This window comes from Novosphingobium oxfordense, assembly GCF_044029435.1.
In the GTDB taxonomy this organism is placed as follows: Bacteria; Pseudomonadota; Alphaproteobacteria; order Sphingomonadales; family Sphingomonadaceae; genus Novosphingobium.
Genome location: NZ_CP147005.1, coordinates 2,563,636 through 2,587,526 on the forward strand (window position 1 = coordinate 2,563,636; position 23,891 = coordinate 2,587,526).

General features: G+C 66.2%; 24 protein-coding genes. 15 read left to right on the forward strand and 9 right to left on the reverse strand.

Translation table 11 applies throughout. The features are described 5' to 3' along the window. Positions 1-7: 7 nt before the first annotated feature. The 5 genes from WBP07_RS11855 (at position 8) to WBP07_RS11875 (ending at position 4,597) form a co-directional block, all read left to right on the forward strand. On the forward strand, positions 8-1,252 hold the full coding sequence (locus WBP07_RS11855; protein WP_395391250.1) for a polyhydroxyalkanoate depolymerase: 1,245 nt from the start codon (positions 8-10) through the stop codon (positions 1,250-1,252). 371 nt (positions 1,253-1,623) lie between these two features. Beyond that, positions 1,624-2,304 (forward strand): murein L,D-transpeptidase catalytic domain-containing protein, encoded by a 681-nt coding sequence (locus tag WBP07_RS11860; protein WP_395391251.1) that lies wholly within the window; start codon positions 1,624-1,626, stop codon positions 2,302-2,304. 65 nt (positions 2,305-2,369) lie between these two features. Further along, entirely contained in the window at positions 2,370-2,984 is a 615-nt protein-coding gene (locus WBP07_RS11865) for a TetR/AcrR family transcriptional regulator (protein ID WP_395391252.1), read from the forward strand. 33 nt (positions 2,985-3,017) lie between these two features. Beyond that, positions 3,018-4,022, forward strand: a complete 1,005-nt coding sequence (locus WBP07_RS11870; protein WP_395391253.1) for an XdhC family protein — start codon at positions 3,018-3,020, stop codon at positions 4,020-4,022. Continuing rightward, positions 4,019-4,597, forward strand: coding sequence for an NTP transferase domain-containing protein (locus WBP07_RS11875; RefSeq protein ID WP_395391254.1), 579 nt, complete (start codon positions 4,019-4,021; stop codon positions 4,595-4,597). The genes WBP07_RS11870 and WBP07_RS11875 overlap by 4 nt, the downstream gene beginning before the upstream one ends. A gap of 139 nt (positions 4,598-4,736) precedes the next feature. On the opposite strand, the gene WBP07_RS11880 is transcribed toward WBP07_RS11875, so the two are convergent. Beyond that, positions 4,737-5,246, reverse strand: a complete 510-nt coding sequence (locus WBP07_RS11880; RefSeq protein WP_395395785.1) for a YqgE/AlgH family protein — start codon at positions 5,244-5,246, stop codon at positions 4,737-4,739. A 166-nt stretch (positions 5,247-5,412) separates the two neighbouring features. On the opposite strand from WBP07_RS11880, the gene WBP07_RS11885 reads away from it, so the two are divergent. The 6 genes from WBP07_RS11885 to WBP07_RS11910 all read left to right on the forward strand — a co-directional run bounded on the left by WBP07_RS11885 (position 5,413) and on the right by WBP07_RS11910 (position 10,568). Next, a complete protein-coding gene (locus tag WBP07_RS11885; protein WP_395391255.1) occupies positions 5,413-6,117 on the forward strand; it encodes a fumarylacetoacetate hydrolase family protein in 705 nt (234 codons plus the stop codon). Positions 6,118-6,121: 4 nt separating this feature from the next. Beyond that, a complete protein-coding gene (locus WBP07_RS11890; RefSeq protein WP_395391256.1) occupies positions 6,122-8,119 on the forward strand; it encodes a TonB-dependent receptor in 1,998 nt (665 codons plus the stop codon). Continuing rightward, the gene (locus tag WBP07_RS11895) at positions 8,119-8,853 is read left to right on the forward strand and encodes a metallophosphoesterase family protein (protein WP_395391257.1); all 735 of its coding nucleotides are present in this window, start codon (positions 8,119-8,121) and stop codon (positions 8,851-8,853) included. The genes WBP07_RS11890 and WBP07_RS11895 overlap by 1 nt, the downstream gene beginning before the upstream one ends. A 76-nt stretch (positions 8,854-8,929) precedes the next feature. Further along, positions 8,930-9,478 carry a (2Fe-2S)-binding protein gene (locus WBP07_RS11900; protein ID WP_395391258.1) on the forward strand — a complete coding sequence of 183 codons (549 nt, stop codon included), beginning with the start codon at positions 8,930-8,932 and terminating at the stop codon, positions 9,476-9,478. Between the two features lie 10 nt (positions 9,479-9,488). Further along, on the forward strand, positions 9,489-9,833 hold the full coding sequence (locus WBP07_RS11905; protein WP_395391259.1) for an arsenate reductase family protein: 345 nt from the start codon (positions 9,489-9,491) through the stop codon (positions 9,831-9,833). A gap of 102 nt (positions 9,834-9,935) precedes the next feature. Further along, positions 9,936-10,568, forward strand: a complete 633-nt coding sequence (locus tag WBP07_RS11910; RefSeq protein ID WP_395328240.1) for a class I SAM-dependent methyltransferase — start codon at positions 9,936-9,938, stop codon at positions 10,566-10,568. A gap of 76 nt (positions 10,569-10,644) precedes the next feature. On the opposite strand, the gene WBP07_RS11915 is transcribed toward WBP07_RS11910, so the two are convergent. Then, complete coding sequence (locus WBP07_RS11915) at positions 10,645-11,457, reverse strand: hypothetical protein (RefSeq protein WP_395391260.1); 813 nt, start codon at positions 11,455-11,457, stop codon at positions 10,645-10,647. A gap of 82 nt (positions 11,458-11,539) precedes the next feature. On the opposite strand from WBP07_RS11915, the gene lipB reads away from it, so the two are divergent. Next, the gene (lipB, locus tag WBP07_RS11920) at positions 11,540-12,247 is read left to right on the forward strand and encodes a lipoyl(octanoyl) transferase LipB (RefSeq protein WP_395391261.1); all 708 of its coding nucleotides are present in this window, start codon (positions 11,540-11,542) and stop codon (positions 12,245-12,247) included. Next, positions 12,244-12,579: a hypothetical protein gene (locus WBP07_RS11925; RefSeq protein ID WP_395391262.1), complete on the forward strand. Its 336-nt coding sequence runs from the start codon at positions 12,244-12,246 to the stop codon at positions 12,577-12,579. The genes lipB and WBP07_RS11925 overlap by 4 nt, the downstream gene beginning before the upstream one ends. On the opposite strand, the gene WBP07_RS11930 is transcribed toward WBP07_RS11925, so the two are convergent. Then, complete coding sequence (locus WBP07_RS11930) at positions 12,560-13,519, reverse strand: HpcH/HpaI aldolase/citrate lyase family protein (RefSeq protein WP_395391263.1); 960 nt, start codon at positions 13,517-13,519, stop codon at positions 12,560-12,562. The genes WBP07_RS11925 and WBP07_RS11930 overlap by 20 nt on opposite strands. Positions 13,520-13,855: 336 nt before the next feature. Continuing rightward, complete coding sequence (locus tag WBP07_RS11935) at positions 13,856-15,022, reverse strand: N-acetyltransferase (protein ID WP_395391264.1); 1,167 nt, start codon at positions 15,020-15,022, stop codon at positions 13,856-13,858. A gap of 147 nt (positions 15,023-15,169) precedes the next feature. Here WBP07_RS11935 and WBP07_RS11940 point away from each other — a divergent pair, with 147 nt between their 5' ends. After that, entirely contained in the window at positions 15,170-16,261 is a 1,092-nt protein-coding gene (locus WBP07_RS11940) for a fatty acid desaturase family protein (RefSeq protein ID WP_395391265.1), read from the forward strand. A gap of 87 nt (positions 16,262-16,348) precedes the next feature. Here WBP07_RS11940 and lptG read toward each other — a convergent pair whose 3' ends face one another. After that, positions 16,349-17,446: an LPS export ABC transporter permease LptG gene (gene lptG / locus WBP07_RS11945; RefSeq protein ID WP_395391266.1), complete on the reverse strand. Its 1,098-nt coding sequence runs from the start codon at positions 17,444-17,446 to the stop codon at positions 16,349-16,351. 6 nt (positions 17,447-17,452) lie between these two features. Next, positions 17,453-18,685: an LPS export ABC transporter permease LptF gene (gene lptF, locus WBP07_RS11950; RefSeq protein ID WP_395391267.1), complete on the reverse strand. Its 1,233-nt coding sequence runs from the start codon at positions 18,683-18,685 to the stop codon at positions 17,453-17,455. Positions 18,686-19,033: 348 nt separating this feature from the next. Between lptF and WBP07_RS11955 the strand changes: the two genes are divergently transcribed. Next, positions 19,034-19,516, forward strand: a complete 483-nt coding sequence (locus WBP07_RS11955) for a hypothetical protein (RefSeq protein ID WP_395391268.1) — start codon at positions 19,034-19,036, stop codon at positions 19,514-19,516. A 52-nt stretch (positions 19,517-19,568) separates the two neighbouring features. On the opposite strand, the gene clpS is transcribed toward WBP07_RS11955, so the two are convergent. The 3 genes from clpS to WBP07_RS11970 form a co-directional block, all read right to left on the reverse strand. Beyond that, a complete protein-coding gene (clpS, locus tag WBP07_RS11960) occupies positions 19,569-19,850 on the reverse strand; it encodes an ATP-dependent Clp protease adapter ClpS (RefSeq protein ID WP_132389544.1) in 282 nt (93 codons plus the stop codon). A gap of 382 nt (positions 19,851-20,232) precedes the next feature. Then, entirely contained in the window at positions 20,233-21,450 is a 1,218-nt protein-coding gene (locus WBP07_RS11965; RefSeq protein WP_395391269.1) for a phasin family protein, read from the reverse strand. A 549-nt stretch (positions 21,451-21,999) separates the two neighbouring features. Further along, a complete protein-coding gene (locus WBP07_RS11970) occupies positions 22,000-23,868 on the reverse strand; it encodes a PHA/PHB synthase family protein (RefSeq protein WP_395391270.1) in 1,869 nt (622 codons plus the stop codon). Positions 23,869-23,891: the final 23 nt, after the last annotated feature.

Consider the following 23,891-nt stretch of genomic DNA (forward strand, 5'->3'; position numbering starts at 1 on the left):
AATTCGCTTGCTTTACAACGCCTACGAACTGCAGCGCACCATGCTGAGCGGCGCCGCCGCCTGGGCATCGGTCGGCGCGGAGATGCTGACGAATCCGGCGATGCCGTTCGGCTACTTCGGATTCGGCCCGGTCATGGCCTCTGCGCTGGACGTCTTCGCCCATGCGACGATGGCGCGCGGCAAGCCTGATTTCGATATCGAGGAAGTGACGGTGGGCGGCAAGACCTACCCCGTTACCGAGGCGATCGTCATGCACCGCCCCTATGGCAACCTGCTGCGCTTCGATCATCCGGGCCTGCCCAAGAACGCGCCCAAGCTGCTGATCGTGGCACCGATGAGCGGCCACTTCGCCACCCTTCTGCGCGGCACCGTGGCGCGCATGGTGGAAAGCTGCGAGGTCTACATCACCGACTGGGCCGATGCGAAGCTAGTGCCGCAGAGCGCCGGTCGCTTCGATCTGGACGACTATATCGACTACCTGATCGCGTTTCTGGAGCACATCGGCCCCAGCACGCACATGCTGGCGGTGTGCCAGCCCTCCGTCCCGGCTTTCGCGGCGGCGGCGATCATGGGCAAGCAGGGCAACCCCTGCCGCCCCGCCACGCTGACCATGATGGGCGGCCCGATCGACACGCGTGAGGCACCCACCAGCGTCAACGATGTTGCCATGAACCAGCCGCTTTCGTGGTTCGAACACAATGTCGTCGCCACCGTGCCGCTGACCTACCCGGGCGGCGGCCGCAAGGTCTATCCCGGCTTCCTGCAGCTTGCGGGCTTCATGGCGATGAACCTCGGCAACCACGTGATGAGCCATTACGGCATGTTCAAACACTTGGTCGAAGGCGACGACGAGGGCGCGGCGGCCACCAAGGCGTTCTACGATGAATACCGCGCCGTCTGCGACATGACCGCCGAGTACTACCTCCAGACTGTGGAGCACGTGTTCCAGAAGCATTCCCTGCCGAAGGGCGAGTTCGTCCATCGCGGCGAGCGCATCGACCTGGGCGCGATCCGCGATACCGCGTTGCTGGCCGTCGAGGGTGAGCGCGACGATATCTCCGGCATCGGCCAGACCAAGGCGGCGCTGCATCTGGCCAACAACCTGCCGGAAGACCGCAAGCGCTATCTGCTGGCCGAAAACGTCGGCCACTACGGCATCTTCAACGGCAGCAAGTGGCGCAAGCGCATTGCCCCCGTGGTGGAAGAGTGGATCCAGCAGCACCAGCACAAGCCGCTGAAGGTGGTGGCCTGATTGCAGCCTTCGGCGGCGGAATGCCGCCGCCGAAAGCCGCTTCCAATTCGCGCGGAGGCGCGGTGAAACCCCAAGGAAATCGCGCAATGGCGCAAGGGCGACTCTCTTGCGCCATTGCGCCTTCGCACGCCCCATTTCTCTTTTCTTCTCTGTGACTCCGCGCCGCCGCGCGAACCATATTCCGCGTTAGCCACAGGCTCCCGGCCGACGAGTTTTCCACCGACGTTCTGGCTGGTTTTTCAGTCTGTTAACCTCACCGACTCGCGTTAGAGCGACAAGACGTTCATCACGTGCGATAACCTGACTTTCCTCCGTAGTCCGACAGAGTGCGACATATGGCGCCGTTAACCGAAATCGGTTAATCTACGAGGATGGAACACACGTTGGGTCGGCGTGCTGTCCTCATGGGCGGACTGGCGGCGGGGGCAACTCTCGCGCTTCCCGCCCGCGTGCTGGCAGCAGGGAACACTTCAGGTAACGCGGCGGCAGGTAACGCAACGGCCGGATACGGCGTGACGCCTTTCGTGCGCACGCCTTACGAGCGCCGGATTCTCGACGTTGCCGCGCGGCAGGTGGAACGGGTGCGGCCTTCGCTCTGGCGCACCGATCTGGTCGGCATCGCCGATTTCGCGCAGCCATCGTGGAAGCCGCGCCTGCATTTCGCCAATCTGGAAAACGGCACGGTGCGATCGTTCCTGCTCGCCCACGGGCGCGGATCGGATCCGATGCACAGCGGCTGGCTGCAAAGCTTCTCCAACCTGCCCGGATCCGAAGCCACATCGCGCGGGGCCTTCCTCACCTGCGAATGGTATCAGGGCAAGTACGGCACCTCGATCCGCCTCAAGGGCATGGACACGGACAACTCCGCCGCGCTGGAACGCGCCATCGTCATGCACCCGGCGTGGTACGTCGATGCCGCGATGATCTCCAAGTGGGGCAAGATCGGCCGCAGCGAAGGCTGCTTCGCGATGAGCCCTGAAGATTTCAACGAGGCGCTGATCCACCTTTCCGGCGGCCGCCTGCTGTTTTCGGATCGCATCGGCGAAGGTTGATGGCGGTGCCCGCCCAGCGCGGGCGATAATTAGACACCGCCGCAACGGGGTGTTACGGGTTTGTCATGGATGGTCATCTCGCGGGGTTCAGGAAAGACGCGCCTACCGATGCGCGGCAAGTGCGTTCGCGCAAGGCGCTGAACGCAACCATGTTGGCGCTGCTGGAAGAACGCCCGTTCGACCAGATCACCATCCGCGAAATCGCCGCCCATGCCGGGATCGGCTATGCCACCTTCTTCCGGCACTATCCCACCAAGGAAGCGCTGCTGGGCGACGTCGCCTCGGAAGAAATCGCCGAACTGCTGGCGATGACCCTGCCGGTGCTGCACGACACCAACAGCTTCGAATCCACACTGGCCCTGTGCCGCTATGTCGATGGGCATCGGGGCCTGTGGTCCGCCCTGCTGGCCGGCGGCGCCGCCGCCATCGTGCGGGACGAATTCATCCGCCAGGCCCGCGGCCTTGTCGAACAGGTGGACGAGCCGGTGCAATGGCTGCCGGCCGATCTGGGCGTGGTCCACGGCACCGGCGCCACCTTCGATATCCTCGCCTGGTGGCTGGGCCATGGCCCGCAGATGCCGCCGGAGGAGATCGCGCCGATCCTGCACCGGCTGGTGATCGCGCCGGTACTGGGGGACCGGGGTGTTCACCTGACCGAGGCCCGCGTCACGGCGGGCTGACATGGCCGTGCTCTGAAATGGCCATCTTCTAACATGGTAGGGGCCGACATCATCGGCGAGATCGCGAATGCGGACTGGCCGCTGTTCGGCTGGATCGACGATATCCGCGCGCCTCTCGCCGCCGCGCGCGCCGCTGGCCAGCCTTGCGCCCTCGCCACGCTCCACCGCGTCGAAGGCAGCGCCCCGCGTGGGCCGGGCGCGCAGATGCTGTTCACGGCATTGGCGGACGGCTCGATCGAGGCGAGCGGCTATTTCTCGGGCGACTGCATAGAGGGCGACGTGGCCCACCACGCCGCGCAAGTGCTTGCCGACGGCCGCCCCCGCCAGCTCCACTACGGCCAGGGCAGCCCGTGGATCGATATCCGCCTGCGCTGCGGCGGTGCGCTCTATGTGATGGTGGAGCGCGTGCCGGCCGATTGCCCCGCCGTCGCCGACCTCCTGCGCCACGCCGCCGCGCGCCGCCCCTGCCGCTGGCACAGCGACGGTACGACCCGCCGCGTTACCGGCGATGACGGCCCGCTGCTGGAAACGACAGCCGAGCCCTTCTCGCTCACCCGCCGCTTCGATCCCCCGCGCCGACTGATCGTTTCCGGAGGCGATCCGGGGGCGCTGGCGGCAGCGCAATTGGGCGCGCTGGCGCGGTTCGAGACGGTGCTGGTGCGGCCGGACGGCCCGGCCTCTCCCCCGCCCTTCCCGCTTGCCCGCTACATCCGGGCCCGGCCCACGGACGCCGTGGCCGAACTCGGCATCGATCGCTGGACCGCCTACCTCGGCGCCACGCATGAGGATCACCACGACCTTGGCGGCTGCCTCTCAGCCCTGCGCGGCGGGGCGGCGTGGGTAGGCATGATCGGCGCGAAATCGCGGACCGAGGGGCGGATGGCCGCCCTGCGCGCACTCGGTGCGAGCGAGGACGAACTGGCGCCGCTGCACCTCTCGCCCGGCGTGATCGGGCTAGGCAAATCGCCGTTCGAGGTGGCGACCGGCATTATCGCCCAGATCATGCAGGCGATGAACCCGGCGGCGGAGCGGGCGTGACCTACGCCGCGCTGGTGCTGGCGGCCGGGCGCGCCAGCCGGTTCGGCAGCGACAAGCTTTCCGCCCTGCTCGATGGCGAACCGCTGCTGTTCCACGCCATCCGTGCTGCCCGTGCGGCGCCGGTCTCCCGGGTGATCGTGGTGGCACGGCCGGGGCTCGATGTCGGCGAATGGCCGGATGGCCCGCCTGTCGAGGTGGTGCGGATCGAGAGCGAGGCGCTGTCGCAATCGCTCAAGGCCGGGATCGCAGCCGCTGCGGGATCTGAGGGCGTGTTCGTCTTCCTCGGCGACATGCCGCGCGTGCCGCTTGGCGTGGCAGCGGTTCTGTTTGGGCGGATCGCAGATTCGGTCGCCGCCCTGCCTCGTCATCAGGGGCGGCCGGGGCATCCGGCGCTGCTTTCGGCACGGCTCTTTCCCGAGATCGCCAGTTTGAGCGGAGACGAAGGTGCCGGACGGCTGCTGCGCTCTCGCGCCGACGTGGCATTCGTCGAGGTGGATGATCCGGCGATCCTGCTGGACGTGGATCGGCCGGAAGACTTGCGCGCGATTCAGGACGGCAGTCGGCCTATCCGCTAAAACCTCGTCGCCCCCGCGAAGGCGGGGGCCCCGCTTTCTTGAACCGTAGCGCTGTGTATCGAAGAACAAGCGGGATCCCCGCCTTCGCGGGGATGACGGGATATTATGTTTGGGCGGAGGGTCGCAAGACGGCCGGCCTCTAAGCCCGGCCCGTCTCACTCGCCAACAGCGACGGATCGATCCCCTCGGCCCGCCACGTCGCGCTCCAGCGGGCGTCGACCGGGGTGTCGAACAGGATTTCCGGATGCGGATCGGCGGCGTACCAGCCGTGGTGGCGCATCTCGCCTTCCAACTGGCCGGCGCCCCAGCCGGCATAGCCCAGCGCCATCAGCCAGCGCTTGGGCCCTCGCCCTTCGGCAATCGCGCGCAGCACGTCCATCGAGGCGGAGAGCGCGCAGAGCGGGTGGACCTGCAAGGTATCCGTGCCGCCCCAATCGGTGGAATGGAGGATGAATCCGCGTCCGGGCTCCACCGGGCCACCCTCATGCACTTCGCAATTCGGGGCCTGGCCCGGATCGATATCGAGTTCTTCAAGGATATCGTGGAAGCGAACGCCGTCGCGCAGCCGGCCGATGCCGATGCCCAGCGCGCCGTTCTCGTCATGCACGCACATCACGCTTACCGTGCGTTCGAAGCGGGGGTCGAACATGCCGGGCATCGCCAGCAGCAACCTCCCGGCAAGGTATTGTTTCTCGGTCACACTGCGAATGTAAGCGCTTGAGACGCGACGGCAAGCGGCCAAACCGGGCCTTACCGCTTTTCGCGCCGGTCCGGGCGCTCTATGCGATGGCGAAATCGAGGGAGTGATAAAGGTCGTGACCCTGCTGTTCCAATTGCCCGAAGTGCCCAGCGTTCCCGTCATCGGCGAGAGCGCGCGCTATCCCGTGCGCCGCATCTTCTGCGTCGGCCGCAACTATGCCGCCCATGCCCGCGAACTGGGCAACGCCGTGGACCGCGAGGCGCCGATCTGGTTCAACAAGGCCCCCGCCGCGCTCTGCAACACCAGCGCGGAAGCCCCGGCGACGATCCCTTATCCGCCCGGCACGAAGGACTGCCATTACGAGATGGAACTCGTCGTCGCCCTGGGCGGTGAGGGATTCGAGGTCTCCACCGACGCGGCGATGGGCCTTGTCTACGGCTATGCCTGCGGCATCGACCTGACCCGGCGCGACCTGCAGAACGCGTCCAAGGCCAAGGGCTATCCCTGGGACACCGGCAAGGATTTCGAGAACGGCGCGATCATCGCCCCGATTACCCGCGCCTCCGATTTCGGCATGCCTGCCGCGCAGCGCATCGCGCTGTCGCAGAACGGCACCGTGAAGCAGGACGCGCCGCTGGACGAGATGATCTGGTCGATCCCCGAACTGATCGCAGACCTGTCGCGCATGTACCATCTGGCGCCGGGCGACCTGATCTATACCGGCACCCCCGCCGGCGTCGGCCCGATCGTGCCGGGGGATCGGCTGGAAGGCAGCGTGGAAGGGCTGGAGTCGCTCGTCCTGACCATCGCGGCAGCCTGACCGGATGCGCCGCCCGATTCGCTTCGCCCTGCTCGCCACCGCCGCCTGCGCGACGCCGGCACTGGCCGACGAGCCCGCAAGTCCCATCATCGTCACTGGCCACGGGCTGGACGACGGCCCGGCTACGCCCGCCTACGATGTGCAGATCATCGACCGCGACGCGATCACGGCCAGCGCATCGGGGCGGATCGAGGACGTGCTCTCCTCCGTCGCCAGCTTTTCGCAGTTCCGCCGGTCGGACAGCCGCTCTGCCAACCCTTCCGCGCAGGGGGCGAACTTACGCGCACTGGGCGGCAATGCCGCCAGCCGTACGCTGGTGCTGCTGGACGGAGTGCCGGTGGCCAACCCGTTCTTCGGCTACATCCCCTATAGCGCCATCGCGCCGGAACGGATCGGATCGGTCCGCGTGACGCGCGGCGGCGGTTCGGGCGCATTCGGATCGGGCGCGGTGGCCGGCACCATCGAAATGGTGAGCGCCGGGCCGGACCAGATCGGCACGCTGCAAGGCACTGCGCTGGTCGACGATCGGGGCGAGACGCAGGCCTCGCTGACCGCCGCGCCGAAGCTGGGCAGCGGCTTCCTGATCGCCAGCGTACAGTGGGATCGGGGTGACGGCTTCTGGACGACGCCGAAGGACCAGCGCGTCGCGGCCTCCGCCCGCGCCGCGTTCGAGACGCTTTCGGGCAGCTTGCGCGCGGTCGCGCCGATCTCCGGCGATGTCGAAGTGCAGGCCGCCGTGATGGCCTATGACGATTCGCGCACCTTGCGCTTCAAGGGCGCCGATTCGACGTCCGAAGGCCAGCAGGCCTCGCTGCGTTTCGTCGGCCGGGGGGCATGGCAGTTCGACGTGCTGGGCTATGTCCAGGCGCAGGACTTCTCGAACATCGTGATCAGTTCCACCAACTACAAGAAGACGCTGGACCAGCACCGCACGCCGACCACGGCGATCGGCGGCAAGGCCGAACTGCGTCCACCGGTGGGCAGCGACCATGTTCTGCGCATCGGCACCGACGTGAAGCTGTCTTCGGGCCACTTGCTGGAAATGCCCTATTCGACCGTCACCGGCCTCGCCACCGCCACGCGCCGCGCGGGCGGCGACCAGTCCGACCTTGGTTTCTATGTTCAGGACGACTGGACGCTGGGCAATCTGGTGCTCACCGCCGGCGGCCGGGCGGACCGCTGGACGATCCGCAACGGCTTCTACACCTCCGTCTCGCCCGCCGGCGTAACGACGCAGGACGATGCCTATGCGAACCGTTCCGGCTGGGAAGGCAATGCGCGCGGCGGGATCGTGTGGAAGGCCACGCAAGCGATCAGCCTGCGCGCCGCCGCCTATACCGGCATGCGCCTGCCGACGCTGAACGAGCTTTACCGGCCCTATGTGGTGTTCCCCGTGACCACCAACGCCAACCCGAACCTGAAGCCCGAACGCCTGCGCGGGTATGAGGCGGGGATCGACGTGACGCCGATTGTGCCGCTGACGCTCTCTCTCACCGCATTCGACAACCGGCTGAAGGACGCCATCGCCAACGTCACCGTCGCCACCAATGTGCAGCAGCGCCAGAACGTGGACGCCATCCGCGCGAAAGGCATCGAGGCGAGCGCCGCGCTGAATCTGGGCACCGTGCGGCTGGACGGATCGCTGGCGTGGACCGATTCCAAGGTGGACGCGGCAGGCAAGGCGCTGGACGGGATGCGCCCGTCGCAAGTGCCCAAGCTGGTCGCCAGCGGCACCGTGGCCTGGCTGCCGCGCGAGGGCTGGCGCTTTGCGGCAACGGTCAGCCACACCGGCGCGCAGTATGAGGACGATCTGGAGCAGTACGTGCTGCCCGCCGCCACCACGCTCGACGCCTATGTGCAGGTGCCCGTCGCCGGCCCCGTCTCGCTGGTGCTGCGAGGCGAGAACCTGACGGACGAGACGGTGGTGACGCGCAACCAGGCCAGATCGATGGACCTTGGCGTGCCGCGCACCGTCTGGGCGGGCGTGAAGGTCATGCTCTGATGCAGATCGCCGTGCTCTCCGACATCCACGGCAACGTGCGCGCGCTGGACGCGGTGCTGGCGGATGCGGAGCGGCGCGGGATCGGGCGGATCGTCAATCTGGGCGATATCCTCAGCGGTCCGCTCGATCCGGTGGGCACGGCGGATCGGCTGATGGCGCTGAACCTCGAAACGATTCGCGGCAATCACGAGCGGCAGTTGCTGAACCTTCCGACCGAGCGGATGGGGCTTTCCGATGCCGCGACGATCGGACGGCTGGAGCCCCGGCATCTCGAATGGCTGGCGGCCCTGCCCGAAACGCTGTGGCTGGAACACGATCTCTATGCCTGCCACGGCTCTCCGGCATCGGACCTCGAATACCTGCTGGAAACGGTCGAGCCCGAAGGCTGCCGCCCGGCGCGCGAAGACGAAGTGGCCGCGCGCCTCTCCGGCATCGATGCACCGATGATCCTGTGCGGCCACACCCATTTGCCGCGCCATTTGCGGCTTGCCGATGGGCGACAAGTGGTCAATCCCGGCTCGGTCGGCCTGCCCGCTTATGCCGACGATCATCCCTTCGCACATGTAATGGAGAGCGGCACGCCGCACGCGCGCTACGCCGTGATCGAACGCGGGGCGGAAGGCTGGAGCGCCGAACTGATCCCCGTCGCCTACGACTGGCAGGCGGCCGCCGACGATGCCTCCGCCGCCAGGCGTGAGGACTGGGCCCGTGCCCTTGCCACCGGCTTCGCATGATCGATCCCCATGTGATCGTGGACAGGCCATTGTTCGCAGGCTGGAATCCGGCCCGCACCATGGTTAAGGAAAGCCGATGGCGCGCCTGACCCTCAACGACCACCCGGTCGAGATCCGCATGGATCCGCAGACACCGCTGCTCTGGGCCCTGCGCGAAGGTGCCAACCTCACCGGCACCAAGTACGGCTGCGGGACTGGCGATTGCGGGGCCTGCTCGGTCATCGTCGATGGCGCCGCGCTGCGGTCCTGTCTCGTCACCCTGGGCGAGTGCGAGGGGCGCTTCGTCACCACGATCGAGGGGCTGTCGCAGGACCGTTCGCACCCGGTGCAGCAGGCCATGGTGGCCGAACAGGCGATCCAGTGCGGCTTCTGCACGCCCGGCATCGTCATGTCCGCCGCCGCGCTGCTGGCGCGTAACGCCAACCCCAGCGAGGCCGAGATCGGCGCGGCCATCCCGAACCTCTGCCGCTGCGGCGTGCAGCCGCGCCTGCTCGCCGCCGTGCAGCGCGCCGGGCGGGTGATGCGGCGCGAGGAAACCATCAGCGCCGCGCCTGCCCCCGGCATCGCCCCGCAGGATGCCGCCCGCGCGGTTCCGGCGCTGAACTCCACTTCATCCGAACGATAAGGAACAGCCCATGAAGGCGACCATCTGGCACAATCCCAAGTGCGGCACCTCGCGCAAGACGCTGGCCGTGCTGGAAGAGACCCCCGGTGTGGAGGTCACGGTGATCGAATATCTGAAGACCCCGCCCAGCGCCGAAAAGCTGGCGCAGCTCTACAAGGATGCCGGCCTCACCCCGCAGCAGGGCCTGCGCATCAGGGGCACCGATGCCGAGGAACGCGGCCTGCCTGCGGCCGATGACGCCACCGTGCTGGCCGCCATGGCCGCCGAACCGATCCTGATCGAACGCCCCCTGGTGGAGACGGACAAGGGCGTGCGCCTGTGCCGCCCCATGGAAAAGGTCCACGAAATTCTGTAATCGCTCTGCAACATTGCACCGCGCCTTGCTTGCAATGTACATCCCGATCTGCCACGCCTTCGCCCTTCGCAGGACGACAACAACGCGAGAGTCTTCGCCAGCATGACCAGTACCGAGCTTGCCCGAGAGGCGCTCCCCCAGCGAATCAAGCGAAAGATCAAGCACAGCCTCGGACCGTGGGGCGTGTTCATCGAAGGATTTCTGCGCAACCCGGTGATGGTCGGTTCGATCGTCCCCTCGTCGCGCTTCACGATCAATCGCATGCTGGCGCCCGTCGACTGGGCGAACACCAAGCTCTTCGTCGAATACGGCCCCGGTGTCGGCACCTTCTGCCGCCCGGTGCTGGATCGCCTGAGCCGTGACGCGCAGCTGATCGTGATCGACACGAACCCGCTGTTCATCGACTATCTGCGCCGCACCATCACCGACAGCCGGTTCATCCCGGTGCTCGGCTCGGCAGCGGACGTGGAAGAGATCGTGCGCGCGCACGGTCATGAAAAGGCGGACTACGTGCTTTCGGGCCTGCCGTTCTCCACCCTGCCCGACGGTGTCGGCCCGGCCATCGCCGCCGCCACCTACCGCGTGATCCGCAAGGGCGGCGCGTTCCTGGTCTACCAGTTCACGCCCAAGGCCAAGAGCTTCATGGCGCGCCACTTCAAGCGTATCGACGACGCGATCGAGCCGATCAACGTTCCCCCCTGCTTCATGTGGTGGGGCTGGAAGGACGAGGACTGATACGTCCCGCCATCGGCAAAACAAAAAGGCCGGCGCCCACGCGCCGGCCTTTTTGTTTGTACTCAGCATAGGCCCGTCACTCGAACGGGCCGGTCAGCGTCTCTACCGAAGTGCCGGAAAGCTGGCGGTGAACCTGGCCGATCACCGCCACGAAATAGAGCGCCATGATCGCCCCCAGCACCGATTCGATCGCCGATGCCGCCAGCGTCGCGATGTGCTTGGGCGCCAGCAGCGCGATCGGCAAGGTCACGACATTGGCCAGGATCAGCAGCGCCATCATCGCCAGGAACAGCAGCGCATAGAAGCCGAAGATCCGCGCCGTGTTCCCATGCGTCAGCCGCCAGGAACTGGCCAATGCGAAAAACGGATTGCGCTGCTTGTCCACCGCGATCACCGGGCCGACCAGCGACAGCCGCACACCCACGGGAATCACCAGGAACAGGCCGATGAAAAGGCCGACCACCGCGCCCACCGTGCCGCCGATCGTGCCAAACAGCATCGCCACGCCAAGGCCGATTACCATCAACGCGAAGCCCATGACGATCTGCGCCAGCAGGTAGGGCACCAGCCCCTTCAGGCCGCCGCCGATCGCCTCTCCCACCGTGGGGCGGCGATCGGTGTCCAGCAGGCAGAGCAGCGACAGCGTGCCCAGCCCCTGACACAGCGCCACCGGAATCATCACCGGCAGAATCGAAGCGTAGTAGGCGCTGACCGCGTCCATCACCTGCTGCTCGCTAAGGCCGGTGCCCATTTCCGGGGCTGGGAAGAAGATCGTGAAGATCAACTGCGGCAGCAGGAAAAAGACCCCCGCGATGGCGAGAACCACTTCCCTGTTGGCCGAAACCGCGCGGCTTGCCTCGTTCCAGGCCCGGTTGCTGTCGAACGTCATTGCTGCTCCTGGCACCGCCGCGATGGGGCGGTCATCTCAAAGTGGCTTGATAACCGCAGGGAATGACGCCACGCAACGCAACATGACTTTCCCTACGACTTTGGCCGGTGATATCGAGCTGCGCATCAGCTCCGAACCGGTCCCCTACCGCGCCGCCCTTGAGGAAATGACCGCCCGCAACGCCGCCATCGCCGCGGGTGAGGCGCGCGAGCTGATCTGGCTGCTGGAACACCCCCCCGTCTACACCGCCGGCACCAGTGCGGCGGTGGACGAACTGCTGGACCCGCGCTTCGAAGTGGTCGAGGCCGGGCGCGGCGGGCGCTACACCTATCACGGCCCCGGCCAGCGCATCGGCTACGTCCTGCTGGACTTGCGCAAGCGCGCCCGCGACGCGCGCGGCTTCGTCCATGGGCTGGAAGGCTGGGTGATGGACACTCTGAAGGACTTCGGCGTGGACAGCTTCCGCAGCGAAGGCCGCATCGGCATCTGGACCAAGGATGTGGACGGGCGCGAGGCGAAGATCGGCGCGATCGGCGTGCGCATCCGCAAGTGGGTGACGATGCACGGCTTTTCGGTGAACATTCATCCCGATCTTGGCCACTTCACTGGCATCGTGCCCTGCGGGATCGACGAATTCGGCGTCACCAGCCTGAAGCGGCTGGGCCACGATACCGACTATGCCCGCTGGGACGCGGCGATGCTGGCGCACGCCGATGCCTTCCTGTCCGCGCTGGACCGGCCCTGCCCTCCTCCAGCCTCACCGCAAAACCCTTCGGAGACGCCTGCATGAGCCTGCCGCTTCGCCCCTCCGCCATGCTGCTTCCCGTGCTGGCGGCGCTCGCCCTCACGGGCTGCAACAAGCAGCAGGCCACGGACAACAAGGCCGCCAGCGGCACCGCGTTGCTGCCGCGCTCGGTAGCCGACGACATGCCGCCTTACGACACCGTGCGGTCCCAGAACGATCACGCCGCGCCGGAGGCTGCCACGCCTTCGCACCGTGGAGCCTCGGCAGCCTCCGCCAGCCAGGCGGCGGTCGACGCCGATGCGGACGCGGCAGCGGCGGCTGCCGCCGATGTCGAGGCTGCATCGGGCATCGACACGGTCAAGCCGGCCGGAGAATAACGCTTCGGCGCACGTCTTCGGCGCCAACACCGCCCAGCGCCATCCCGGCGCCGACGGTCCGTTCGGCCTGCGCCAACACGTGCTGCGCCAACGCAAGATCCGCCCGGTCCACCATGCGGCCGCCCACCGCCAGCGAGCCGAGATGCGGGCTGGCGGCAAAGGCGGCAACCACCTCCCGCGCCTCGTCCAGTTCATCGGCCGGCGGCGCAAAGGCGCGGTTGATCGCCGCGACCTGAGCGGGGTGGACGGCGAACATGCCGGTAAAGCCATCGGCACGGGCCCGCAGCGCGGCGCGTTCCAGCCCGACTTCATCCTCGAACCGTTCGAACGGGGCTTCCACGGCGCGGATGCCGCCGGCATGCGCGGTGAGCAGGACTTGCGCACGCACGAAGCCGGCGGGATCGTTCCAGCCGCCCTGCCCGTCGCGGCGGAGGCGCACGCCCAGCGCCGCGCCCAAACCCGCCGCGCTCCAGGCCAGCCCGTCCAGCCGCTGGTGCGCCGATTCGAGGTAGCTGGGTATCTGCAGGGCAGCAGTGGCCGTCTCGCCCGCGATAGGCATGATCCGGGTCGCGCCGGCGGCGATGCCGTTGCGTTCCTCGTGACTGTAGATCTCGCTGGCGAGTTCGCGCACCGCGTCCGGCCCGGTGGCCCGCGGCAGGATCACCCCTTCCGGGGCGGAGGGCATCACTGCCGCCAGATCCTCTCGCCACAGGCCCGATTCGAAGCTGTTGATCCGCACCCAGCGCGCCATCGGCCGGGTCATCCCCACCGAGCGCCCGGCGGCCAGCCATTGCGCGGCAAGGCGGCAGCCGATCTCCCGCCCTTCGCGCGGGATGGTGTCCGACAGGTCCACCACCACCACGTCGGCACCGACGCCTTGCGTCATGCCGAGCCGTTTTTCGTTGTTACCGGGTACGATCAGCCAGGATCGATATTTCATCGCGCGCCCCCATTCCTTCATCGGCGCGAAGCCTAGAGGGCGAGCGATTAAGAAATGGAGTCTGCGTGCGGACCTGCGGCGTCAACGATCCATGGCTCAGACAGTCGGCCGCAAACAATCATTCCGTCATCCCCGCGAAGGCGGGGATCCCGCTTCCTTCGGACGACGGTCGCGCTGTGGCGCAAGTAAGCGGGGCCCCCGCCTTCGCGGGGGCGACGAGTGTTAAGTAAGCAGTAACGGGCGGAAAGAGCCCAAAGACAGGCGCGCGTGGACGGAGGCGCGCGGAAAGGCCCGGGGAAAGTGCGAGTGAGGCGGGGCCGACGCCCCGCCCCCAACTCAAAGCGCCTTTTCGTAGACCGCGTATTCGCGGTTGATCTTGCTGTCGATGGCGTCGGCGATGGCGACCATCCCCTGGTTGTCGTCCAGGATCCAGCCGATCTCACCGCGCTTGGCACCGAACTTGGCGGTGGCGGAACGGCGGATGTATTCGATCATCATGAAGGCCAACTGGCTGGCCAGGCGCGAGGATTGCAGCTTCTTGCGCACGCCCATCAGCGGCACGCGCATGTCCGCCGGGTTCGGCTTGCGCAGCCACAGCAGCAGCTTGATCAGGCCGAAAATGCCCGGCTTGCCCTTGGGCCCGTTGAACCGCTTCTGTGCCTGGTTGAGATCGGGCCAGGTCATCATGAAGGCTACCGGCTCGCCCTCATACTCCGCGATGCGGATCAGGCTGGGGTGGACCAGCGGCTTCAGCGCCTTCCCGGTATATTCGATTTCCTTCTCGGTGAAGGGCACGAAGCCCCAGTTGTCCGACCAGGCATCGTTCAGAATGTCGCAGATCAGCGCCGCTTCCTCGTCGAAGCGCTTGGGATCGACTTCGCGGATGCGGATCTTGGCGTTCTTCTCGCCCGAGGAGACGATGCGCTGGACCAGCGGCGGGAACTGCTTCGATACGTCCAGATCGTAGGTATAGAGCGTCTTCACCCGCTCATAGCCGGAGCTTTCGATCCACGGCTGGTAGGCCGCGTCGTGGTGGGCCATCATCACCATCGGCGCATGGTCGAAACCGCGCACCTGCAGGCCCGGCTCTTCCCAGACGGACAGGTTCATCGGCGCCAGCACGCGGGTCATGCCCTGGCCGCGCAGCCAGTCCTCGGCCGCGGCGATCAGCGCCTTGGCGACATCCTCGTCCTCCGCCTCGATCGCGCCCCAGTTGCCGGTGCCCGGGCCCATGCCCTGCTCCAGCGGCTGTTTCAGCGCCAGTTCATCGATGTGCGCCGATATGCGGCCCACAACCTCATCCCCGCGCTTGGCCAGGAAAAGCTGGCCGCGGGCGTGATCCCAGAACGGGTTCTTGCCGGGGGTGAACTTGGAGACTTCTTCCGAGCGCAGGTTGGGCACCCAGTTTTGATCTGACGCATTGTGCCGATAAGCGTAATCGACAAAGGCGTTCCTGTCGGCCTTGCTGGAAACGGGTGTGATGACTAGTTCGGCTTTGGCCACGATCCTGCCTTTGTTCCGCATTATGGGGACTATCAGGATCGCGACCTGCGGCCGCACCCGCCACCTTGTCAAGCAGATGCAGGACGCAGGCGCTCGCAAAACCCGTACCCGGCCGGATTTATGCCCGGAGACTATGGAACCAGACGTATGATTGCCCAGGATGCCACCACCCTGTCCCCCGCTGCACCACGTGAAGTGGCGGGACACGTGCGCTCGTCGGAAATCCCCGACGACAAGGAGATGCTGCGCGCCGCCGTTGAGCTGACGCGCGACATTTCCACCGCGCGCCCGGAAATCTACTGGCCGGACATGCTGGCCTCCACCGTCGTGGGCTACGCCGCGCTGGCCGGCGCCATCCTGGCGAGCAACCCCTGGGTCACGGTGGCCTGCGGCCTGCTTTCGGCGCTGGCGCTCTATCGCGCACTGCTGTTCATTCACGAGCTGACGCACATCCACCGCGATGCGCTGCCCGGCTTCCGCTTCGTGTGGAACCTGATCGTCGGCATTCCGATGCTGATCCCCTCCCTGATGTATGAGGGCGTGCACACGATCCACCACACCCGCACTCGCTACGGCACCGTGGAGGATCCCGAATACCTGCCCCTCGCGCTGATGAAGCCGTGGAGCCTGCCGGTCTTCGCGCTCACTGCGATCCTGCTGCCGGTGGCGCTGCTGATCCGCTCCGCCGTGCTGGTGCCGCTGGGCGTGGTGATCCCGCCGCTGCGCAAGCTGGTGTGGGAACGCGCCTCCGCCCTCGCGATCAACCCGCAGTTCGGCCGCCGCCCGCCCGAAGGCAAGTTCGCACAGATGGTGTTCTGGCAGGAACTGGGCTGCTCGGTCTGGGCGATCGCGGTGCTGGCGGCCAGCTATGCCTATGGCTGGCGCCCGCTGATCATCGCGCTGGTCATCATGTCGCTGACCGCCTTCCTCAACCAGGTCCGCACGCTGGTGGCGCACTTGTGGGAGAACGACGGCGATCCGATGACCGTCACCGCGCAGTACCTTGATTCGGTGAACGTGCCGCCGCCGGCCCGGTTCTCCGAACTCTGGGCGCCGGTGGGCCTGCGCTATCACGCGCTGCACCACCTGCTTCCCTCGATGCCCTATCACTCGCTGGCCGAGGCGCACCGCCGTCTGGCCGCGCAGTTCGGTTCGGGATCGACCTATTCCAAGGCGAACTATCCCGGCCTGATGCCGCTGCTGGAACGGCTGGCGAAGAGCACGATGCAGGCCCATTGAGGGGCGGCATCGCAGGCAAACAAAAAGGGCCCCGCGTTCGCGAACGCGGGGCCCTTTTTCGTAGCGCAGCGCTGGAATGGTGCCGCCCTATTCCTCGGTTCGGATCAGCACCGTCTCACCGATCAGCGCGAACAGCACGAAGGGCGCCCAGGCCGCGATCAGCGGCGGGTAGCCGCCGAAGTTGCCCATGGCGAGCGCGGCATTGTCCAGCACGAAGTAGGCGAAGCCCAGCGCCATGCCGATCACGGCGCGGATCAGCAGCTGGCCCGAACGGGCAAGGCCGAACGCGGTCACCGCGCCCAGCAGCGGCATCAGCACCGAGGAGAACGGGCCGGAAATCTTGTGCCACCACGCCGCCTCAAGCTCGCTGGTGCGGCGGCCGGCCACCTTCATCGCCTCGATCGAGCGGCTGAGTTCGAAGATGTTCTGCGAATCGGCATCGACCTTGGAGATCATGATCTTCGCCGGCGTGATTCCCGGTGCCACCACGACGGAGGCGACGCGGCTCGTCGTCGTTTTCGCCACGTCGAACATCACCGGATTTTCGAAGCGCCAGCCGGGATTGGCGAAAGGCGCGTTCTCGGCCCGGAGCATTTCGGTGATGATGCCGTTGTCGTCGCGGCGATAGAACGTGACATTGTGCAGCACGATGTCGTTGCCGGTGCCGTCCATGCTGCCCGCCATCATCAGGTCGCGCCCGTCGGCCAGGTAGAGGTTGGCCCTCGCCGCCGAATCCTTTGGAATCGGGCCGTACTTAACCCCCTGCCAGGCATCGAGCATCGCAGAGGCGCGCGTCACCACGCGTTCGTTGAACGCGAAGCTTCCCACGGAGATCACCAGCGCGGCCAGGATCAGCGGCGCCAGCACCTGATGCGCGGAAAGCCCCGCCGCCTTCATCGAGATGACTTCACTGTTCTGATTCAGCGTGGCCAGCGTGATGATCGTTGCCAGCAGCACCGAATAGGGCAGGAAGCGGGCGACCAGCTGCGGCACCCGCAAGGTGACGTAGTAGAACAGCTGCGCTTGCCCGTTGCCGGGATAGGCAAGGATATCGCCGCTCTCACCCAGCAGGTCTAGCACCTGCAGCACCATCACCAGCATCAGCAGCACGGCGAAGATGCGCGTGACGAACAGGCGCGCAAGATACCAGGTCAGTGTGCGCGAAGGGAAGAATTCCATCTGCATCCCAGGTCAGGCCCCGCTGTCGGAGGCAGGTTCGGGCAGGATCGGGCCTTGCCGGTGGCGCTTCAGCAGCGACTTGAGCCGCTTGACGACGATGTCCGCGCCCTTCTCTAGCCACCCCAGCGGCTGGCCGCCCGGCACGTAGGCAACGCGCCAGTACATCCAGACGATCAGCGCCGCGAACACCAGGAACGGCCCCCAGAGCCCCAGGATCGGGTTCATCTTGCCGAGCGCGGCGACGTCGGCCGCGTATTGGTTGACCTTGTGATAGGCCACCACCATCACGATCGACACGAACAGGCCTAGCGCGGACGTGGAACGCTTGGGCGGGATCGCCAGCGCCACCGCCAGCAAGGGCAGCAGCAGCATCATGATCACTTCGACCATGCGGTAGTTGAAATTCGCCTGGCTGGAGACGCGCTCCTCCTTGGGAACGCCCTTGTTCCAGCCCAGCCGCATCAGTTCGGGCAGCAGGTATTCGCGGTCCTGCCCGCCGCGCTGGCGGAACTTTTCCACCTGCGGCAGCTCGATCGGCAGGTCGTGCCGCGTGAAAGTCAGCACGCGCGGATCGCGGCCCGGCATGTCCTGAATGATCTGGCCGTTGTCCAGCCGCAGGATGATCGTGTCCGGCGCGCCCTTCAGCGCAAGGAACTGCCCCTCGCGCGCGGAGATCGACAGCACCTGCCCCTTGTCGTTGGCGACGCGGGCGAAGATGCCGATCAGGCGGCGGCCATCGTCCCTGCTCTCGTCGATGCGAAGGGCGATACGGTCCTTCAGCGCGGTGAACTCACCCACCTTGATCGAGGCGCCGAGCGCGCCCGACTTCAGCTCGTAGTTCAGCTCTTCGTAGTAGTACCGCGCCAGCGGCTGGAGATAGCCGACGATGGCGAAATTCACCCCCGCCAGCAGGATCGCCAGAATGTAAGGCACGCGCAGCAGCCGCGTATAGCTGAGGCCGACGGCGCGCATCACGTCCAGCTCGCTGGAAGTGGCCAGCTTGCGGAAGGCCAGCAGGATGCCGAGCATCAGCCCCAGCGGAATCGCCAGGCTGGCATATTCGGGCAGCAGGTTCGCCAGCATCTTGAAGACGACGCCCACCGGCCCGCCCTCCGTCGCCACGAAGTCGAAGAGCCGCAGCATCTTGTCGAGCACGAGCAAGGAGGCCGCCAGCAGGAAGATGCCGAACATCGGCATCACCACCAGGCGGAGAATGTATCGATCTATGGCGCTGAGGAATTTCACGCTGGAAGGTTCACCGGAATGTCATCACAAAACCGTGCATCTGTGGCCCTTAAACGCTTGCCGCAGGTGGGCAAAGCGAATTGTCCACGACCCTGTGAAGAACGCGCCGGCGCGAGGCCCGCGAAAGGTGGATGGGCCCGGCTGCCGGACCGTGGAAAGGGGGCTGGGCGCCGATCCCCTCTGCGCCGGCAACTATCGGTGATTGGCCGATTTCACCGTTAAACGGTGCCGTTTCACGATTGCGCGCAAGGGCCAAGTTCCGAAGAGCGGGCAGCGCATGCCCCACCCCCCGCGAAGCTTTCGCGAACGAGGGCGCCCCCTCCCCTTCGAACATGGATTCCCCCAACCATGCCGCCCGAACACTTCGATACCCGTGCCTTCTTCATGCGTGACCGCAATATGCTGGGATCCGCAAATACCGATTTCGCGCGCGATCTGGAACGCTTCGCACAGCGCGCGGAATTCGCCGAGCGGGCGCAGGCCGGCGTGCTCGCGCTGGAAGCTCTGGTGGTGTTCGGACAGGCAGGGCGCGGCATCGACGAGCCGCTCTGGAACGAACTCGCCGCCCAGGTCGCCGCGCATGTGCGCAAGGGAGAGGATGAACAGGCTGCGCGGCTGCTGCTGCCGCAGGGAGCACTGGTCATTGTCGATACGCTGCAGCCCAGCGTCGAATCCGCACGGATCGTGCAGGACGGCATCGCGGTCGATTCGGAAGCGGTGGCCAATTCGCGCGGCGCCGCGATCATGGCCGCCCTGTTCCGCGCGCTATCCTGCCATTTCGAAGACACGGCCGCAGCGGTTCATACCGAAAGGCAGAGCACGGCCGACTGAGGGGGCTACGCAGGAAGCGCTTTGACAAAGCGCTTCGGTCAATGGCCGCGAATCAGGCCTTTTCCAGCGTGCACTGGAGCGGGTGCTGGTTCTGCCGGGCGAAGTCCATCACCTGGTTCACCTTGGTTTCGGCAATCTCGTAAGGGAAGATACCGCAGACGCCCACGCCCTTCTGGTGGACGTGAAGCATCACGCGCGTCGCCTGCTCCAGGTCCATGTGGAAGAAGCGCTTGAGGACCATCACCACGAATTCCATCGGGGTATAGTCGTCGTTGAGCATCAGCACTTTGAACTGGCTGGGCTTCTTGGGCTTGGCACGGGTCTTGGTAGCGATGCCGACCTGTTCGCCGCCATCGGTATCGTGCCCATCCGAATCCGGCCCGCCTGAGTCAGGGCCTGCGGTTTCAGGGCCAGCGGATTCAGGGCCGCCAACCGTAAGGCCCGATTTCGGGCTGCCATGAGCATCCGCGCGGATCAACACGCCACGCGAGGACGCAGGAAGGCTCGGAAAGGAATCGAAATCGGGGGAGTACATGGGTGGAGAATATCGTATCGCCCCCCCGGGAAACAAGGTCTGCATCGAACATTGTCGATCCGGTATCGGCCGAAGGCCGGACTTCGGCCGGATGGGCGGTGCCATCCGGCCGATGGATCGACGTCGATTAGGACTGCCCGGAAAGGTCCGCCGGCGCCCGCAAGCGCGCGCCGGCGAAAAATCAGACGGCTACGTGGCGCGCCTTTTCCATGGCAACGCTGACGCGGCCCGAGATCGGGGCGGCCACGTCGCTGAACAGCTTCAGGAAGGTTTCGCTGTTCTTCGAGCCGTAGGCGACGGCAGTGTCGAAGTTCTTGCGCAGGATATCGCCCTGCAGCTTGAAGAAGTCGGTCGGCGACTTGACGGCAGCCAGTTCCTTGATGTCGCCGGTCATCGTCGCGAACGAGGTGCGACCTTCGGCAACCAGTTCCGAACCGATGCCCTGAAGGCCTTCGGCCAGGATCTTGCCCGATTCCACCACGGCTTCAACGTTGCCCTTGGTGAAGTCGCCCAGTTCGCCGAACAGGCCCGAGCTCTTTTCGAAAGCGGCCTTGGCCTTGGCCTGGGCTTCAGTCACGGCATCCTGGAAAGCAGAGAAATTAGCGCTCATGTCCATCGTCGTATCCTCGAGCATGAAGTTGGATATCAGTCCTGCGAAACTAGTATTTGCGGCGCCCGTCTTCGGTGCGGGGCCTGACTTTGCAGCGCTGGCGGGAGCGGCTTTCGCCGTGCCCGGGATTCCGGCCGCAAGGGCCGGCTTGATATCGACGGGCACGCGCGCAGCGCCTGTCGGATTGGCAATCGCCGGATTGGTAAGGGCCGGCTTGGTAATGATCTTGACCTTCGCCGCCGCTTTCGGGGCAACCGGCTTGGCAATCTTTGCAGCCGCGACCTTTGCAGCGGCCGTTGCGGGCGCTTTCGCCTTCAAGGCCGCCTTGGGCGCTACCGCGGTCTTGGCGGCAACCTTGGGCTTCGGCCCGGCGGGCGCCTTCAGCTTGGGCGCGGGCTTGGCTGCCACTTTCGGCGCCAAAGGCTTCGCGGGAACCGCTGCCGTCGTCGGCGAAGCCGCAGTCACCGGAGTCGTAGCCGGCTTCGGCGGAACCGAAGCAGCAGTCACCGGCTGAGGCTTACTATCAGCCTCCACCTTCGCGGCCGGCTCTGGCTCAACGACCGGCTTGGGCACCGGCTTTGCCACTGCTGGCGCCGCCTTCGCTTCTGCGACAATCGGTGCCGCAGGCTTGGCCAGCGGGGCCGGTTTGCCGGTTCCGGATTTCGCCGCCACGCCCTTCGCAGGCGCAACTTTGTCCGATTCAGTCTTGCTTACCACGGGTGTATTTTCAGCCGCCGCCGCATAGGCCTTTTCGGCGAGCGCGTCGTCCTTGTCTTCGTTGCCGGCCATCTGACTGTTCCTGCGTTCCTGGCGAGAATCGTACCGATAGGCGATATTCGAGCCATTCGCGCCGCAGGATCGCAAGGGCGATCCGCCAACCCGTCAGGCTCTCCGTAACTGCGACTTGGAAATTCCTGCGATTCGTGAAATTCTTTTGCTGCGTTGCACAATATGTATTCCCGGCAGCGAAGTCAATCGGGCTTTGCTGCACCGCGCCACAAAAATGTTGCACTGCAACATAAGGGCGCGAGAAGGCTCCGGCGGGATAGCCGGTCGCGGGTTCGGGGAAGGCGCATTGGGTCGTTGCCCCACACGTAAGCTGCTGAAAGTCCGGTGCATACCGGGATTGCACCGGAAACGGATCAACCTGGCGAAGGCTCCCGAAGGGTGCGGTCCATCTCCCCGACAAGCCCTCAGGGCCGCAGCCGGCTGCGCTTTAACCGCCAGATCTCGAAAGAGATTGCGCCGGCAACTTCGATATACCGGTAACGGCGCGGGGCGAAGCGTTGACGGAAACTTGTCCCGCCGCGCGGAAACTTGCCCTGCCCCGCTTTGCCCTCAGCGCGTCATGACGTAGCGGCCGGGCGCGTCCTCGATCACCTTGTCGCCCCGCCCGCCCGGACGGCGCTTGCCGCGCGCGGGTACTTCGGTTTCGTCCAGCCCGCGCAGCCAGCCCACCCAGTGCGGCCACCAGCTACCCTGATGCGCTTCCGCCCCATCCACGAAGTCTTCCAGCGTGTCGGCCGTCGCCGGGTTGGTCCAGTACTGGTACTTGTTCGCCGATGGCGGATTGACGACACCGGCGATGTGGCCGGATCCGGCCAAGACGAAAGTCCACGGGCCGGCCAGATAGTGGGTCAGCTTCCACACGCTATCGGGCGGAGCGATATGATCCTCCCGCCCGGCCTGGATATAGGCGGGCGTGGCGATCCGATGCAGGTCGATCGGCACGCCGCAGGCATGCAGCGAATCCGCCACCACCAGCCGGTTGTCGCGATAGAGATCGCGTAGATAGCTGCGATGCCACTTGGCCGGCAGGTTGGTGACGTCGCCGTTCCAGTGCAGCAGGTCGAAGGCGGGATACTGCTCGCCCATCAGGTAGTTCTTCTCGACCGTGCTCCAGATCAGGTCGTTCCCGCGCAGGATATTGAAGGTCGCGGCCAGGTAGCGCCCGTCGAGATAGCCCTCTGGCGAAAGCTTGCCGATCGTCTCGATCTGCTGGTCGTCCACGAAGGTCTTGAGGTCGCCTGCATCTTCGAAATCGACTTGCGCGGTGAAGAAGGTGGCGCTGGCGACCTTGTCGCCCTCCCCCTTGCGCGCCAGTACCGCCAGCATGGCCGCCAGCGTGGTGCCGGCCACGCAATAGCCGATGGTGTGGACCGAAGGCACGCCCAACCGATCGCGCACCATGTCCACCGCCTCGATCTGCGCGGCGATGTAATCGTCCCAGGTCAGGTCCGCCATCGTGGCATCGGCCGACTTCCACGAGACCATGAACACCGTCACGCCCTGCTCCACCGCCCAGCGCACGAAGCTCTTCTTGGCGTTGAGATCCAGGATGTAGAAGCGGTTGATCCACGGCGGGAAGATCAGCAGCGGCGTCTTCAGCACTTTGTCGGTGGTCGGCGTGTACTGGATCAGCTGGTAGAGCGGCGTTTCGAACACCACCTTGCCCGGCGTCACCGCGATGTTCTCGCCCAGCACGAAGGCGCCGGGGCGGACGTGGGTGAGCTGGCCCTTGCGCATGTCGTCCAGCAGATTCTCGAACCCGCGGATCAGGGTTTCGCCCTGCGACCGGCGCGCCGCCTCCAGCGCGACCGGATTGGTCATCGGGAAGTTGGCGGGGCTCAGCCCGTCGACGATGGCGCGGGTGGCAAAGACCAGCTGCGCCTTGCGGGCAGGCTCGAGGCCCTCCGTCTGCTCGGCCATGCCGACCACTTGCTCGGCCAGCATCAGGTACAGCTGGTGGAGCACTGCGAAAAACGGCTGGCGGCGCCATTCGGCATCGGCAAAGCGGCCGTCCGACCGTGGCAGCGCAGGGTCTGCCTCCGCCACGCCTTCCTCACGCGCGTCGGGACCAAGGCCGTACTGGGCCAGCACGCCATTGATCAGCCCGGCCGCATCGTTCCACAGCCGCTGCTGCACTTCGGGATCGGACAGCGGAAGCTGGCGCACCACGGATTCGGCGGTGGCGATCCATTTCAGCGGGTCGGACCAGTGCGCCTGCCCGTCCTTCGCCTTGCCGATCTGCTCCACCTGGAAATCGGTCCAGATCGAATGCATGCGGGTGGCGATCTCTGCCCAATGCACGGCGCCCTCAGCCTCGGGCGTGCCTTCCTTGGGCACCAGCCCGCCGAACAGGCCGGTCACCTGGCTTGCATGATCCTTGAAAAGTCGGGCCATCAGGTCGGTGGCGTCGGTCGCCATGTGCGGTCGAACTCCGAATGCGC